Consider the following 15322-nt stretch of genomic DNA (forward strand, 5'->3'; position numbering starts at 1 on the left):
GTGCAGGCTCTCTTTTGGAGTTTGTATTACAAAAAGTAAAAAGTTTTCCGGTTGGCAGAGTCGAATTTTTATACTTATATCCTTTAAATTTTCAAGAATACCTTCAAGCTAACCAAAAAGATGATCTATTAAAATATCTGCTTCAAACCCCTGTAAAAGCCGTTGCGCATAAATTATTATTAAAAGCCTTTCATAGATATGCCATTATCGGAGGCATGCCTGAAATAATAAAAACCGATTCAGAAGAACATAACCTTTCAGATCTGCCTATTGTTTACGAAAGCATTTGGGCAACTTACAAGAATGACATAGAAAAATACACCCAGAATGATACAGCGAGAAGAACGATTAACCATATAATAGGTACTGCTCATCTTTTTCTCGATAAGCGTGTTGTTTTTCAAGGTTTCGGCAATTCGAACTATAAATCAAGAGAGGTTGGAGAGGCTTTTAGGATATTAGATGATGCAAAAATTATCCGGTTAATATACCCATCTACCAATACTGAAGTCCCAATTATTCCTGATTTAAAAAAATCACCAAGACTACAATTTTTAGACACAGGATTAGTCAACTACTCATTGGGTATCCAAGGAGAAATGCTTGCTTTAGATGATTTAAGTTCAGCTTACAAAGGAGCCGTTATTCCACATTTATTTACTCAGGAACTGATTTCAGTTGAGCGTATATCTTCTCATAAGCCTAATTTTTGGGTAAGAGAAAAAAAACAGTCTGATGCAGAAGTTGATTTAATTTATGCCTATAAAAAGATTGTAATACCGATTGAAATAAARTCGGGCAGTACGGGAAGCTTAAGATCGCTTCATCAATTCATAGATGCCTCAGAACATCCTTTTGCCATTAGGGTATATGGAGGCGAGTTTAAGCTTGAAAAAACAATTACTCCAGCAGGCAAGCCATATCTCTTATTAAACCTTCCATACTATCTGGGGACACGCATAGCAGAATATTCTTCTTGGCTAACAGAACAAAACCTATAATACTATCGAAATCTTCTTTCTTCCACCCTTATTTGTTATACCAAAAAAATAGCCTCCCGATTTTCATCGAAAGGCCATTTCTATTGATTCTTTAAAGAATGCTTATTCAGCTACTACTTCAAAAGGAACCTGAACTTTAACTTCTTTGTGTAAGTTTAAGTTAGCAACATATTCGCCAACAAATTTAGGTTCAGTTTCGAAAGTAATACGACGACGGTCTACATCAAAGCCTTGTGCTTTTAATGCTTCAGCAATCTGGATGGTGTTAACCGCTCCGAAGATTTTTCCGCTTTCGCCTGCTTTAGCACCAATTGAAAGTTTAACATCAGTTAAACGCTCAGCAACACCTTCAGCATCTTTCTTAATTTTATCTTGTTTAAAAGCAGCTTGCTTCAAGTTTTCAGCTAAAACTTTTTTAGCAGAAGAAGTAGCTAATGCTCCAAATCCTTGAGGGATTAAATAGTTACGGCCATAACCTGGCTTTACTGTAACTACATCATCTTTCTCACCAAGGCCTTTAATATCTTGTTTTAAAATAATTTCCATATCTCTAGCCTCCTATTTTAATTGATCAGCAACGAAAGGTAACAAACCGATGTGACGGGCACGTTTAACTGCCTGAGCCACTTTACGTTGGAATTTTAACGAAGTACCAGTTAAACGGCGTGGTAATAATTTACCTTGATCGTTAATAAATTTCAACAAGAAATTTGCATCCTTGTAATCGATGTATTTAATTCCGTTTTTCTTGAAACGGCAATATTTTTTACGGTTATCCTCTACTTTAGGGGCAGTTACGTATTGTATTTGTTCTCTTGCCATTACGCTGCAACCTCCTTAGTTTTTTTGTTAAAAGCCCCACTACGCTTTTTCTCATTGTAAGCAACAGCGTGTTTGTCTAAACGGATTGTTAAGAAACGTAACACACGCTCATCGCGTTTTAATTCAAGCTCTAATTTTGCGATCAAATCACCTGAAGATTTGTATTCAGTTAAGTTGAAGAATCCGTTTGATTTTTTCTCAATTGGATACGCTAATTTTCTCAAACCCCAATTATCCTCTTGGACAATTTCGGCTCCGTTATCAACAAGGATTGCTTTATATTTGGCTAATGCCTCTTTAGCAACTTCTTCTGATAACAAAGGGGTTAGAACGATAACAGTTTCGTACTGATTCATTGTTATAAATTATGTTTTTAATTTTTAATCCCGAGGTATATTACGGGGATGCAAAAGTAACAATATATTTCTTAAAATCAAATGATTAATTATAAAAAAGAAGAATCGCAAGCAATTAAGAAAGAAAAAGTTACATGATAAAACGAAACACCGAAAAAGACCGCGATACACCTACCTCATCACCATTCTGGTGCCTCAAATCTCATTTCGCATATCTCACATCTAATCTCACAAACAAAAAAAGGGAGACTATCTATCCGACAATCTCCCCATATCAATTAGCTGTAATGTTTAATAAGTTTGTATCGTTTTAACAAAACTCTCTTCTTTATACGTCACCACAAAGGTTAATTCTTTAGAATCTGTTTTGCTGATATTGAATTTTTTTGTCAACTGCACTTTATCTTTAAATACTTCGCTGTAAACCTCGTCATTGTATTCGTTGTATACTTTAACTTCGATTGGATTTTTATCCAGGTTATCCAGATCAAGGGTAACTACCTGATCTTTTTTAGTATAAACCGGTTTAAATATGTTAGATACTTTTGGCTCAGACACCAATGCCTCACCATCTTTGATGGTTACTGTATATTTAGCCAGTTTTAATTCAGACTCTACTTTAAGCACATAGTTTCCGTCAGGAAGTGCATTTAAATCATAAACCTTGCTTGATAAAGCTGAAGCATGGATATTTTCTTCAAATAAAACTTCCTCATCTGCACCGATCAGTGACAGATTAACGTCTTCTGCCTTATCTACAGAAAAACGGATAAACTTTTCTTTTTCGCCTTTTACTTTTAGCGTAAAATTATCATCGTTAGCGTGAACACCCGTAGCAGTAAAAAACAACGCTGCTATTAAACCGATTTTTAAGAACTTTTTCATAACCAATATTTTTAAAGAGTTAATAATTATATGACACCACTAAGGTATGGAGGTAACTGAGATATAGGCGATTGCATATTTTCCAATATCTATGCTAGATTACCCCAATTACAAGGGTATTTTATCATAAGTTATAATAAAGCATATTTTTTATGTATTTTAGTACAATAAATTAGAAAATAATGAAGCCAAGTTTCGAGGTTGTTGAGCCTTCTTTCGGGAGTTCATTCTATTATTCAAAATATGTAGAAAACGCTAATAACATGGCGCACCTCTGGCATTACCACCCCGAAGTTGAAATGGTATTTGTAAATGGCGGTGCCGGAAAAAGGCAGATTGGTAGCCACGTTTCTTATTATACCGATGGCGATCTGATCCTGATTGGCAGCAATCTCCCCCATTGCGGATTTACAGATACCAATACCGGGAATAAAAACGAAACGGTAATCCAGATGAAGCCCGATTTTTTAGGCGCCACTTTTTTAGGCCTGCAGGAGATAAAAGGAATCTATGAGCTTTTTGATAAAGCAAAGGCCGGAATTGCATTTGGCAGCGAAACCAAAAGTATGGTAGGCGACAGGATCGAAATGATGGACGATCAGCCTCCATTCGACAGGCTTTTAACCCTGCTCAGCGTTTTAAAAGAGCTCGAACATGCCAAAGATTATAAAATTTTAAATGCCGACGGGTTTTCGATGGAAATGCAGGTGCAGGATAACGACCGCATTAATATGATCTTTAACTATGTAAAAGATCATTTTCAGGATCAGATCAGTTTGCAGCATATCGCTGAAATGTCGAGTATGACTGTTCCCTCCTTTTGCCGGTATTTTAAAAAGATCACTAAAAAAACCTTTACCCATTTTGTGAATGAATACAGGGTGGTACATGCTTCAAAGCTTCTGGCCGAAAAACCCATCAGTATTGCCAATATTTCTTACGAAAGCGGTTTTAACAACTTTAGCCATTTTAATAAATTGTTCAAGGAGTTTACCGGCAAAAGTGCATCAGAATATAGGCATGAGCTTAAATCAGTGATCAAATAATTTACATCCCTTATTTAACAGAATTTAACAGGCAATAACCAGTTTTTTAGTGATACTTGTTTTTCGATCTAATGCAATGAAAAACAGTTCTCTTTTTCCCAAAAGTAAATGCAAAGGCTACAAGCATTGATTATGGAGAAGAAGGTGACAACGCCTGGAAAATTTACGACATTGCCCTGCAGGAAAGCAAAAGTTTACTTCCAAACTTTATTTATACAAGCTGGTATAATAAAAACAATAGTAATCTCGAAGTTGCTTTTTTCAATAAAGAGATAGTTTACAACAACAAAATTTGGTCGTATAAAAATGTCGTTAAAAAAACCAATAGTGTTAATACCACTATATCTATTACCAATGGAAAAGACACCAAACAACTATCAATTAAGGACTTAAAAAACAATAACATTAGCCTTACCATTGGCAATAAAACAATTCAATTGATCAAAAATCAGGTAGATTGTAAAAGGACCATCAGCAAAGAAACCTATAAACTTCCCATCTTCAAAAACGACAGCGCTACTTTTAGTGGTTACATTAAAAACTACAGTCCAAAACTGGGCACTAAAACCTTGATCATATATGTAAACAATATTATCGCAGGAGGACAGGAAAACCAGATCATAAAAATACAGAAAAACGGCTATTTTTCAACAAAAGTAGGAATCTATCACCCTGAAAGAGTTTTCCTTAGGTCAGATATATGCAATGAAAATGACATCTATCTGGAGCCTGGTAAAGAACTTTTCGTAATTATCGGTGATGAAAAAACTAAGTATGCAGGTGAGATGGCCCAATTAAACGAAGATCTTTCCACACTAAATCAAATACAGCTATTCGACTACGAAAAAATCCAGAAAAAGATTGTTCGCATGCCCCCGAATGAGTACAAGGATTACTTACTTGAGCTTCAGGCCTTAGAAAGCAAAAAATTAGATTCTGTACATCGCCTTAATGTTGTAAGCGAAAAGGCTTATCAAATTAAAAAATTAGATATTGTGCTCGGTTATGCCTCGCATATTCTGGAATATAATATGCTTTTTCAAAATGCCACTAGAAGCAGCAATCCAGCGGAAAAAGAGAAAGCAGAAAAATACCCTGATGATTACTACACTTTTATTGATAAAAACATCATCAATGACGAAATATCTGTCATCAGCGGTGAGTATGAAACTTTTATAAACCGGATTAGTTTTCTACCCGGCTTTAATCCAGGAAGCCTTAGTTATACCCATAATTATCGCGATATGGTAAATGCTATCAAAAAAAATGGCAGTATATTAAATGAAAACGACAAGGCATTTGAAACCATGATATCAGAGGATGGTTTATCTTTAAAGACAGATGAAAAGACTGTAATCATTAAAGACAAATGGCTTAAGGATAATGCCGAATTTATTAATTTATTTACGAAAAGATATTTTTCTAACATCCGTCTTAAGCCTATTGATTCTGCCTTTGGCCAAAACCGTGGATTATTGATTAATCTGGTTAAGTCTCAAAATATTTCAAGGCCAATTGTAAAAGAACTCTCCCCGATTAATGATCGCTATCTATCTTACACTTTAGCAGGCATCGACAATGAGTTCGTAAAGGATTATATCAAACTCAGAAACAACGATACCCAAAAACAGATCATCGCCAATAAAAAAAATGGGGGATATTTTGTAAACCAAACACCAAAAGTAGAAGCCGATAAAATTTTAGATAACATTATCAGCAAACATGCTGGCAAAGTTATATTAGTTGATTTTTGGGCAACTTGGTGCGGCCCCTGCCTTAGCGGAATTGAAGAAATCAGGCCTCTAAAAGAAGAAATGAAGGATAGTAATGTGGTATTTGTTTACATTACCGACGAAAGTTCACCTTTAGCTGCCTATCAGAATTTAGTACCAACTATAAAAGGACAGCACTATCGCTTAAAAAGCGATGAATGGCGTTATTTAGCTGATAAATTTAAAATTACAGGTATTCCGCATCAAGTACTGATTAATAAAGAAGGGAAAGTGGTAAATCCAGCTTTGGGATTTATGGATAACGGACAAATAAAAAAACTATTAGAAAAACAACTGTAACAAAGAGATTTAAGACAGCAAACATGAACAAATTTCTGCTGCTTCTAATAGCAAATATTATAAGCCTATCCCTTTACGCCCAATATGTTGATATCAATTTTATTAACTGCAAAATAAGCGAAACCGAGCAAAAGAAGATAGAGAAACTGATAGCTTACGAACGCATGTTCTGTAACGAAATTTTTGAAACCAGAGAGAACATTACTGCACCTGTTAAAATAAACCTCTATGGAAAAAGTAAAGATTATCGCTTAGCGCAAAAAACATATAGTGCACCAATAAATAGTGCTGGATTTTATATTGCCGCAATTAACGAAGCCTTTGTATATAAGAGCAGCGATTTCATTTCGGTAGCACTCCATGAGGCTAGCCATAGTATTTTCCAGTTTAATTTTAAAAAATCGCCTAAATGGCTAAACGAAGGCCTTGCAGAGTTTTTCGAAACACTAGATTTCGATAGCGAGGGAAATTTATACTCCTATCCACAAAGTGGCAGAATTAAGCGTATAAAAGCAGGAATAGATTCGAAAGACACCGAAAGGCTAAAAAATTTCTTTAAAATATACAGTGGTTCATTTTACGGACATGATATAGACGACAATTACAATACAGCTTACAGTGTGATCTACTTTTTTATAAAATCCAAAAGAACAGACCTGCTTAAAAAAGTAATTAAACTAAATACGCAGGGTTACGATACCGAAAAAGCGATTGAACTTACTTTTGGCAGTTTTGATCGGTTTGAAGAAAGATATAAGCTATTTTACAACTATCATAAATAAATTGTTCTTTAAGCTTAAGCCTCCGGCCTGATCATATTACAACTTTTCAACATTCCAATCTTACCACATTCCAACTGATAAAAAATTCCTATTTTCGTGCCGATGGAAAATTTTATCGTTTCTGCCCGTAAATACCGCCCAGCCACCTTCGAAACCGTTGTTGGCCAGCAGCATATTACCGGTACGTTAAAAAACGCCATTAAAAACAATCAACTTGCCCAGGCATTTTTATTCTGCGGGCCTCGTGGTGTGGGTAAAACAACCTGTGCACGTATCCTTGCAAAAACCATTAACTGTACCAACCCTACAGCAGAAATGGAAGCCTGTGGCCAGTGCGACAATTGTCTTTCTTTTCAGAACGGGCATTCTTTTAATGTTCACGAATTAGACGCGGCTTCAAACAACTCTGTTGATGATATCCGTAGCTTAATCGAGCAGGTTAGAATACCACCACAAGCCGGAAAATATAAGATCTATATCATTGATGAGGTTCATATGTTATCGCAGAGTGCATTTAATGCCTTTTTGAAAACATTGGAAGAACCACCTTCTTATGCTATTTTTATTCTGGCTACCACTGAGAAACATAAAATCCTGCCGACTATTTTATCACGTTGCCAGATTTTTGATTTCAACCGGATCCAGGTAGAAGATATTGCCAGTCACTTATCAACCATTGCCCAACGCGAAAATATTGCGTTTGAAAGTGATGGTTTGCATATTATTGCCCAAAAGGCAGACGGTGGACTGCGTGATGCACTTTCGATGTTCGATCAGATTGCCAGTTATGCAAACAAGAACATTACTTATAAAGCTGTAATCGATAACCTAAATATTTTAGATTACGATTATTTTTTCAAGCTTACCTCTTATTTAACCGCAGCAGAAGTTAGCCAAACCCTACTCCTGYTCGACGAAATTTTAAATAACGGTTTCGATGGGAATAACTTTATAAATGGCCTGGCTTCGCATTTCCGTAATTTATTGGTAGGTAAAGACGCATCGACCATTAAACTTTTAGAAGTTAGCGAAAACATCAAACAAAAATATCTCGATCAGTGCAGGCAAACAGAATTATCCTTCTTGCTAACAGCATTAAACCTGGCCAATACCTGCGATCTAAATTACAAGAATTCTAAAAACCAGCGTTTACAGGTAGAGCTGGCACTGATTAAAATGTGCCATATCCGGTCGGTCGTCAATTTAGCACAACAGCCTTTAAGCCCTAATAACACAGCAACTGACGTAGATCAGGATAAAAAAAAAACTAATGTCGTAGCTGGACAGGCAGAAACACCAAAGCCAAAAACAGAAAGCGAAAATACGGATCAAGCTGTAGCGCCTATTGTTAAAACGGCTGTTTTACCGAACATTCCTGAAGAAGAAAAACCTAAGGAAACACCCAGGGTTGGTCCGCCACCATCTGCAACTTCCATTAGTATCAATATTCCAAAGCCCAATGCGATAAGTACACTCATTCCATCGCTAAACGATCTGAACCGGGCTGCACAGGAAGATGACGATAAGGGTCCAAAAAAAGTTACAGGTGAGGCCAGAGAACCTTTTAGTTACGACCGCTTATTGGAAGTATGGAATGCCTTTACTCAAAAAATGAAGGCGACCGATAAAATCAATCTTTTTACCATCTTAAATAATTTCGCGCCTACGCTTTTAAATCCCGAGCTGATCGAAATTTCGGTAGAAAGTAAAACGCAGGAACACCTTGTACAACAAGAATCTGTTGAGCTGTTGAACTTTTTGAGAAATGAGCTTAGCAATTTTGGTGTAGAGGTTACCTACAAACTGGTTGAACGTAAAATAGAAAACAGGCTTTATGGCAACCGTGAAAAGTATGATTACCTGGTAAATAAAAACCCAAAACTCGACGAATTGCGCAGGAGATTTAACTTAGATGTTAATCCTTAAATTTCAGATCCGACAACTGAACAATACTTATTCGGTTAAAAATTACTAAATAAAAAGCAGGACTACACATCATCGTAAATGTATAACCCTGCTTTTCCAATTATGATTGTTTCGTCAAATAACTATCCTCACGACAGTGATCTATTGACTATTTTTGGGGCGTATCGTTAATCGGATAACCTTCTTCATCTAAATCATCGCGGTTATCTTCGGGTGTACGGGCAAGGATTTCATCTTCAGGGTTCAGCTTTACACTCTCCCCGTTATCTACGTGCATGCCTAATTCTTCCAGGTTATCCTCGGCAATTTCTTCATTGCGGGCATATTCATCACCAATATAAGGGTTAGCTTCATCATAGGTCGAATCATCATCTTTGGCACCAGCAGCAACCGTTTCGTATCCCATTGGGTGGTCGTAATCTTTATCTGTACCTCTTACATCGAGCTCGTAACTCTGCTTATTTTTATCATAAGCGAGATTCTCTTTATTGATTTCGCTATTTTCTGTGGTACTGTGTATTTTATCCTGCGATCCTTTATTCTCGTTACTTGCCATGGTATGGGTCTCCTATAATTTATATGAATATAACAAAATGATATGGATAAGGTTTGTTTGTTGAAAGAGAATCTTACAATTATTAGGGCGTGCCCCAAGCTGCGCAAGGGTCGGGCTATACACTTCAAGTCCTCGCCCGATGAAGAATCGGGCTGTGGGCTTTCCGTTGCTATCCCTCACGCAGAAACAACAGATTCTAATTTCCATTTTTTTTACGGAGCACAAATCTCTACAAATGATAATTTCACTTATAAAAAAAGTAATTCGACGTATTAAAAGAGCAATTAATTCGTATAAATTTGTTTCTTAACACCATATCCGTTGTTCTTTTAAATTGCTCTGCAAATTAAAAATGACATCTTGATAAAACCAAACAAAATAGCTAGCCAATAATAACCAAATGAAACCCCAACTAAGCACTAAATTTATTCTTACCGTATCATTATCAATCTTTTGCCTGTTCAACAGTATGGCACAAAAAAGAGAGGTATTCTCTTTCGACAAGAACTGGAAGTTTTACCAGGCAGACGTAACCTTCCCAGTAATAAAAGGCCATGGAGCAAGTTATGCCAATGCAAAAGCAGGAAAAGCCTGGGGAGCGGCAGCACCAGAATATAACGACAGTAAATGGACAATACTCAATTTACCACACGATTGGGCGGTAGAAAACCCATTCGATTCTAGTGCAAATGTTTCGCAGGGATACCGCCAGCGCGGCATTGGATGGTACCGTAAAAGCTTTAAACTAAATGATGCAGACAGAGGCAAACATTTAGAGCTGCAATTTGAAGGAATTGCTACCTACGCCACCATCTGGTTTAACGGAAACCTCGTACATCGCAACTGGTGCGGCTATACTTCCTTTTATGTAGATATTACCTCAATGGCCAAATATGGCGATCAGGTAAACAACGTTGCCATACGTGTTGATGCCAATGCCATGGAAGGCTGGTGGTACGAAGGTGCTGGCATTTACCGCCATACCTGGTTGGTAAAACGAAGCCCTGTACACATTGTTACCGATGGGGTATTTGCCAATCCGGTTAAAAAAGAAGGAAATAACTGGACCATCCCTGTGGAGGTTAATCTGAATAATATTGATAAAAACACGCAGAAAGTAGTGGTAAAATCAACATTGTTTGATAAAGCAGGTAATAAAATAGTGAGTGGAACCAACAACCTTTCCCTGGCAGAACTACAAACAGGAATTACAAAATTTGATCTTCAGGTAGCTAACCCTAAATTATGGAGTATAGAAAATCCAGAACTATACAAAATAGAAACTGTGGTAGAACAGGATGGAAAAACAGTTGATAAACTGGTTACCAAATGTGGCTTCCGCACCGCACATTTTGATGTGAACACCGGTTTTTACCTGAACGGAAAAAATATAAAGCTGCATGGCGTATGCAACCATCAGGATCATGCAGGTGTGGGCGTTGCCTTACCAGATGCCATTTGGGAATTCAGGCTCAAAAAATTAAAAGAAATGGGCGTAAATGCTTACCGCTGTTCTCATAACCCGCCACCGATAAAAATGCTCGAACTATGCGACAGCCTGGGCATAATGGTCATGGACGAAAACAGAAACTTTAATGTTTCGCCCGAATATATGCGCCAAATGGAATGGCTGGTACGAAGAGACCGCAACCACCCAAGCATCATTATGTGGTCGGTGTTTAACGAAGAACCCATGCAGGGCACCGAGCAGGGTTATGAAATGGTACGCCGCATGCGCGCCCTGGTAAAATCGTTAGACACCACCAGAGTGATCACCGCAGCCATGAATGGAGGCCTATTTAGTAAATTAAATGTATCGCATGCTGTTGATGTGGTAGGCTTTAACTATCAAACGGGTTTATACGATCGGTTTAGAAAAGAAAATCCTGAAAAGAAACTAACCAGTTCGGAAGATATTTCATCTTTCCAGATCAGGGGCGAGTATAAAACCGACAAAGCAAATCATATTATAGATGAATACGATAGCGAAGCCGCACCCTGGGGTGAGACGCAACGCAATGGCTGGAAACCTATAGCAGAACGGCCCTGGTTAGCTGGTCAGTTTATTTGGACAGGCTTCGATTACCGTGGTGAACCTACCCCTTTTGCCTGGCCATCGGCAAGCTCATTCTTTGGTATTATGGATTTATGTGGTTTTCCGAAAATGGCTTTCTATTTAAAGCAAGCACAATGGCGTAAAGATATTGATGTACTTCAACTGGCGCCGCACTGGAATTGGCCGGCAGATAGTATAGGTAAACCGATAAAAGTAATGGCCATGAGCAATGCAGATAGTGTAAGTATTAAATTAAACGGCAAAACAATTGGTGGCCAAAAGGTAGATCAGTACGAAATGAATACTTTTAATATTGCCTATAAGCCGGGCACCTTAGAAGCATTTGGTTATAAAAAAGGCAAACTGGTTTCGAAATTCAAAACAGAAACAACTGGTAAGGCCGTAGCGCTAAAATTAGAACCTTATTTAAAAACATTGGCAAATGATGGTCTTGATGCCACACCTGTTACCGTACAAGCTGTTGACAGCAAAGGCCGGGCAGTACCAACAGCTAACGTTATGGTTACTTTTAGCATCAGCAATAAAGGCAAAATTATCGGCTTGGGTAATGGAAATCCAAACAGTCACGAACCTGAAAAAGGGAATAAACGCAGTTTATTCAATGGTTTGGCACAAGTTATTTTACAAGCTGTTGAAGGTGAAGAAGGCGTTATCGAATTAACGGCTACTGCCGATGGACTTAAGCCTGCAAAAATTATTTTGCCTTTAAACCGAGTGGCCGTATTACCACAAATAGATGCCGTAAAAGGTCCGTTAATGGTTAATGATTTTACCATGTCGCCTTTCGTTTCTAAAAAACCAAATGCCAAACAAACCTTATCAGATAACGATATGAACTCCTGGCAACCTGTTAAAGCAGGCGAGCTGGTTAAATTTGCAAATGGCACTTTTGTGCTGTTTAACACTAATTTTATGATGGAGAAAGCCAATGCTAAGGCTGTACTCAAATTAAATAAATTGGTAGGCAAAGCCGAGGTATGGATAAACGACCAATTGGTTTACACTAAAGCCGATCCAAAACAAGAAAACATAAATATCAAATTTGATGCAAAGATGGCTAAAAACAAACTGGTTATCGTTATAGAGGCCGCAAACAATACCCAGGCAGGTTTAGGCGGTACTGTAACTGTTGATACCGAAACGAATTAATTCACTTGGTTGGAGAAAAAAGTTTTGATAAAAATTAGCGTATTTTTCATTTTTGAAAGGCAATGACTCTGCTGCTTCGGTTCCGATAGTCCCGCCCTTTGCTTAATCCGATGAAACCTGTGAAACAAGCAAGCACGCAATAAAAAACAAAAGTGTAGTGCTTAAATCGGTATAACGCTGCCGGTCGGGTTTATTTTACTCAGAATAGCAATACTATTTTGGCCAGCTAAACCCGATCAAAGCGGGATGCTACCGATCCTTAATCGGGAGCAGAAGCGGGAGCGGGACTGCTACAACCTAAAAGCTTCTGCATCTGCTTTCCAAATAAAAGACTCATCAACCTCCTGGCAAAATGACTATAAATCTGACAACATTAAACCATAAAAAAGCGCCCTGATTTTTATATCGGGACGCCAAAATATTTTAAGAGTTGTCAACTTCCACTCTAGAAGCATATTAAAGTTGACAACTCAAATTTAGCTTACAAACTAGCCAAAGAAGTATTTAATGTTTCACTCGGACGCATGGCTTTGCTTGCCAGTTCATCATTAGGGTTATAGTAACCGCCAATGTTTTGAGGTTTACCTTGCGAACCGATCAACTCTTCGTTAATTTTCGCTTCGTTTGCTAACAAGGTTTTAGCCAACGGTGCAAATCTGGCCTGCAAATCAGCATCCTTAGTTTGAGCCGCTAAAGCTTCAGCCCAATATAAAGCCAAATAGAAATGAGAACCACGGTTATCGATAGTACCCAATTTTCTGCCCGGAGATTTATCCGTTGCCAAAAATTTCGCATTAGCCTCATCCAAAGCATCGGCCAGCACCTGCGCTTTTGCGTTATTTTGCGTTTGAGATAAATGCTCTAAAGAGGCCTGAAGTGCTAAAAACTCACCTAATGAATCCCAACGTAAATAACCTTCTTCGATAAATTGCTCAATATGTTTTGGGGCAGAACCACCAGCACCAGTTTCGAACAAACCACCACCGTTCATTAAAGGCACGATCGACAACATTTTAGCAGAGGTTCCTAATTCTAAAATAGGGAATAAATCTGTCAAATAATCACGTAATACGTTACCGGTAACCGAAATGGTATCTAAACCTTTGCGGATACGCTCCAAGGTAAATTTAGTAGCTTCAATTGGAGCCAAAATGCGGATATCTAAACCAGTAGTGTCGTGATCTTTTAAATATTTGTTCACCTTAGCAATGATTTCTCTATCGTGTGCTCTATTTTCGTCTAACCAGAAAACGGCAGGAGTTTCTGATAAACGCGCTCTGTTAACCGCTAATTTTACCCAATCCTGAATCGGGGCATCTTTGGCTTGGCACATGCGGAAGATATCGCCTTTTTCTACTTTCTGATCGAAAAATACTTTACCATCAGCATCAGTTACACGGATTGTTCCGGCAGCAGTAGCCTGGAAAGTTTTATCATGCGAACCATATTCTTCAGCTTTTTGAGCCAGTAGGTTGGTAATTCCTTTATCAGAATTTACCATGGCCAGGGCCGGACCGTTTTCTATGGCCTGAGCTAAAGCAGCTTCAACTTCAGCTTGTTTTGCGTTGCCTGCAATTTTAGCGTAAACATCGCCTAAACCATTTCTGGTATCAATGTTCAGTTCTTTGAAAAGATCGGCATATTTAGTAAACACATCTGCAAAGTAAACTTCAACAATGGCACCGAAAATAATCGGATCAGAAACCTTCATCATCGTTGCTTTTAAGTGCGCAGATAACAATACGCCAGCTGCCTTAGCTTCAGCAATTTCTTTAGCCACAAAAGTTTTCAATGCCGATAGGCTCAATACAGAACTATCAATCACCTCTCCTGCTTTTAATGGCGACAAACCTTTTAATTCGGTTATTGCCTCATCTGCAGCAACAAATTCTATTTTAAATTGGCTTGCTTCAGCAACGGTTGTAGATTTTTCCGAACCGTAAAAATCGCCTTCAGTCATGCTGGCCACCTTGGTTTTCGAATCTGCCGACCATTTACCCATCGAGTGCGGGTTTTGTTTGGCGTAGTTTTTAACCGCTTTAGGTGCTCTACGATCAGAGTTACCTTCACGTAAAACCGGATTTACAGCCGAGCCTAAAACTTTTGCATATTTAGCTTTAATTGCTTTTTCTTCGTCGCTTTGTGCATTATCAGGATAATTTGGAATGGCAAAACCCTGCGCCTGTAGCTCGGTAATTGCACCTACCAATTGGGGGATAGAAGCAGAAATATTTGGTAATTTGATAATGTTAGCTTCAGGAGTGGTAGCCAAGGCACCAAGCTCTGCTAAAGCATCACCAATTTTTTGATCGTCTTTTAAATACTCAGGGAAGTTTGCCAAAATTCTTCCTGCTAAAGAAATATCTCTGGTTTCTACATCAATACCTGCTGACGCGGTAAAAGCTTGTACGATAGGTAAAAGTGAGTAGGTTGCCAACATTGGCGCCTCATCGGTTTTGGTGTAGATAATTTTTGATGTATTTGACATGTTTATATTGATTTTGCTTATTTAAGGTTAATTATTCAACCGGTTTTTAGGTTTGTAAACCGATCTTCTTAAAATCGCCTAAAGATAAAATAATCGAATGACTTAAGGAACATCGCAATGTTATTTATAGCTTGAATAAAGCTTAAATGTTAAAAATATAGT

12 protein-coding genes are annotated in these 15322 nt (G+C 37.9%); 6 read left to right on the forward strand and 6 right to left on the reverse strand.

What is annotated here, in order from left to right; all coding sequences use genetic code 11:
* Positions 1-1001: ATP-binding protein (locus AC1DND_RS09355; RefSeq protein WP_477581054.1), on the forward strand; the 1001-nt coding region annotated here is incomplete at its 5' end.
* 102 nt (positions 1002-1103) lie between these two features.
* Here AC1DND_RS09355 and rplI read toward each other — a convergent pair.
* The 4 genes from rplI to AC1DND_RS09375 all read right to left on the reverse strand — a co-directional run bounded on the left by rplI (position 1104) and on the right by AC1DND_RS09375 (position 3064).
* Positions 1104-1547 carry a 50S ribosomal protein L9 gene (gene rplI, locus AC1DND_RS09360; RefSeq protein WP_029277406.1) on the reverse strand — a complete coding sequence of 148 codons (444 nt, stop codon included), beginning with the start codon at positions 1545-1547 and terminating at the stop codon, positions 1104-1106.
* 12 nt (positions 1548-1559) lie between these two features.
* A complete protein-coding gene (rpsR, locus tag AC1DND_RS09365; protein WP_010599582.1) occupies positions 1560-1823 on the reverse strand; it encodes a 30S ribosomal protein S18 in 264 nt (87 codons plus the stop codon).
* The gene (rpsF, locus tag AC1DND_RS09370) at positions 1823-2179 is read right to left on the reverse strand and encodes a 30S ribosomal protein S6 (protein WP_029277408.1); all 357 of its coding nucleotides are present in this window, start codon (positions 2177-2179) and stop codon (positions 1823-1825) included. The genes rpsR and rpsF overlap by 1 nt, the downstream gene beginning before the upstream one ends.
* A gap of 291 nt (positions 2180-2470) precedes the next feature.
* Positions 2471-3064 carry a hypothetical protein gene (locus AC1DND_RS09375; RefSeq protein ID WP_477581058.1) on the reverse strand — a complete coding sequence of 198 codons (594 nt, stop codon included), beginning with the start codon at positions 3062-3064 and terminating at the stop codon, positions 2471-2473.
* A gap of 182 nt (positions 3065-3246) precedes the next feature.
* Between AC1DND_RS09375 and AC1DND_RS09380 the strand changes: the two genes are divergently transcribed.
* From AC1DND_RS09380 to AC1DND_RS09395, 4 genes are all read left to right on the forward strand, one after another.
* Positions 3247-4110, forward strand: coding sequence for an AraC family transcriptional regulator (locus AC1DND_RS09380; protein WP_477581060.1), 864 nt, complete (start codon positions 3247-3249; stop codon positions 4108-4110).
* A 437-nt stretch (positions 4111-4547) separates the two neighbouring features.
* The gene (locus tag AC1DND_RS09385; RefSeq protein ID WP_477581061.1) at positions 4548-6182 is read left to right on the forward strand and encodes a TlpA family protein disulfide reductase; all 1635 of its coding nucleotides are present in this window, start codon (positions 4548-4550) and stop codon (positions 6180-6182) included.
* Positions 6183-6205: 23 nt separating this feature from the next.
* Entirely contained in the window at positions 6206-6964 is a 759-nt protein-coding gene (locus AC1DND_RS09390) for a DUF1570 domain-containing protein (protein ID WP_477581063.1), read from the forward strand.
* Positions 6965-7066: 102 nt separating this feature from the next.
* Positions 7067-8890: a DNA polymerase III subunit gamma/tau gene (locus tag AC1DND_RS09395; RefSeq protein ID WP_477581064.1), complete on the forward strand. Its 1824-nt coding sequence runs from the start codon at positions 7067-7069 to the stop codon at positions 8888-8890.
* Between the two features lie 148 nt (positions 8891-9038).
* Here AC1DND_RS09395 and AC1DND_RS09400 read toward each other — a convergent pair whose 3' ends face one another.
* Positions 9039-9446 (reverse strand): hypothetical protein, encoded by a 408-nt coding sequence (locus tag AC1DND_RS09400; RefSeq protein ID WP_477581066.1) that lies wholly within the window; start codon positions 9444-9446, stop codon positions 9039-9041.
* 400 nt (positions 9447-9846) lie between these two features.
* Here AC1DND_RS09400 and galA point away from each other — a divergent pair, with 400 nt between their 5' ends.
* The gene (galA, locus tag AC1DND_RS09405; protein ID WP_477581068.1) at positions 9847-12672 is read left to right on the forward strand and encodes a beta-galactosidase GalA; all 2826 of its coding nucleotides are present in this window, start codon (positions 9847-9849) and stop codon (positions 12670-12672) included.
* Between the two features lie 481 nt (positions 12673-13153).
* Here galA and AC1DND_RS09410 read toward each other — a convergent pair whose 3' ends face one another.
* On the reverse strand, positions 13154-15160 hold the full coding sequence (locus tag AC1DND_RS09410) for an NADP-dependent isocitrate dehydrogenase (protein WP_477581070.1): 2007 nt from the start codon (positions 15158-15160) through the stop codon (positions 13154-13156).
* Positions 15161-15322: the final 162 nt, after the last annotated feature.

The organism is Pedobacter sp. 01N416, assembly GCF_056399685.1.

Coding starts and splice junctions, on each gene's coding strand:
- AC1DND_RS09410 (WP_477581070.1), bottom strand. CDS start 15,160: ATGTCAAATACATCAAAAATTATCTACACCAAAACCGATGAGGCGCCA.
- AC1DND_RS09390 (WP_477581063.1), top strand. CDS start 6,206: ATGAACAAATTTCTGCTGCTTCTAATAGCAAATATTATAAGCCTATCC.
- AC1DND_RS09375 (WP_477581058.1), bottom strand. CDS start 3,064: ATGAAAAAGTTCTTAAAAATCGGTTTAATAGCAGCGTTGTTTTTTACT.
- rplI (WP_029277406.1), bottom strand. CDS start 1,547: ATGGAAATTATTTTAAAACAAGATATTAAAGGCCTTGGTGAGAAAGAT.
- galA (WP_477581068.1), top strand. CDS start 9,847: ATGAAACCCCAACTAAGCACTAAATTTATTCTTACCGTATCATTATCA.
- rpsR (WP_010599582.1), bottom strand. CDS start 1,823: ATGGCAAGAGAACAAATACAATACGTAACTGCCCCTAAAGTAGAGGAT.
- rpsF (WP_029277408.1), bottom strand. CDS start 2,179: ATGAATCAGTACGAAACTGTTATCGTTCTAACCCCTTTGTTATCAGAA.
- AC1DND_RS09380 (WP_477581060.1), top strand. CDS start 3,247: ATGAAGCCAAGTTTCGAGGTTGTTGAGCCTTCTTTCGGGAGTTCATTC.
- AC1DND_RS09400 (WP_477581066.1), bottom strand. CDS start 9,446: ATGGCAAGTAACGAGAATAAAGGATCGCAGGATAAAATACACAGTACC.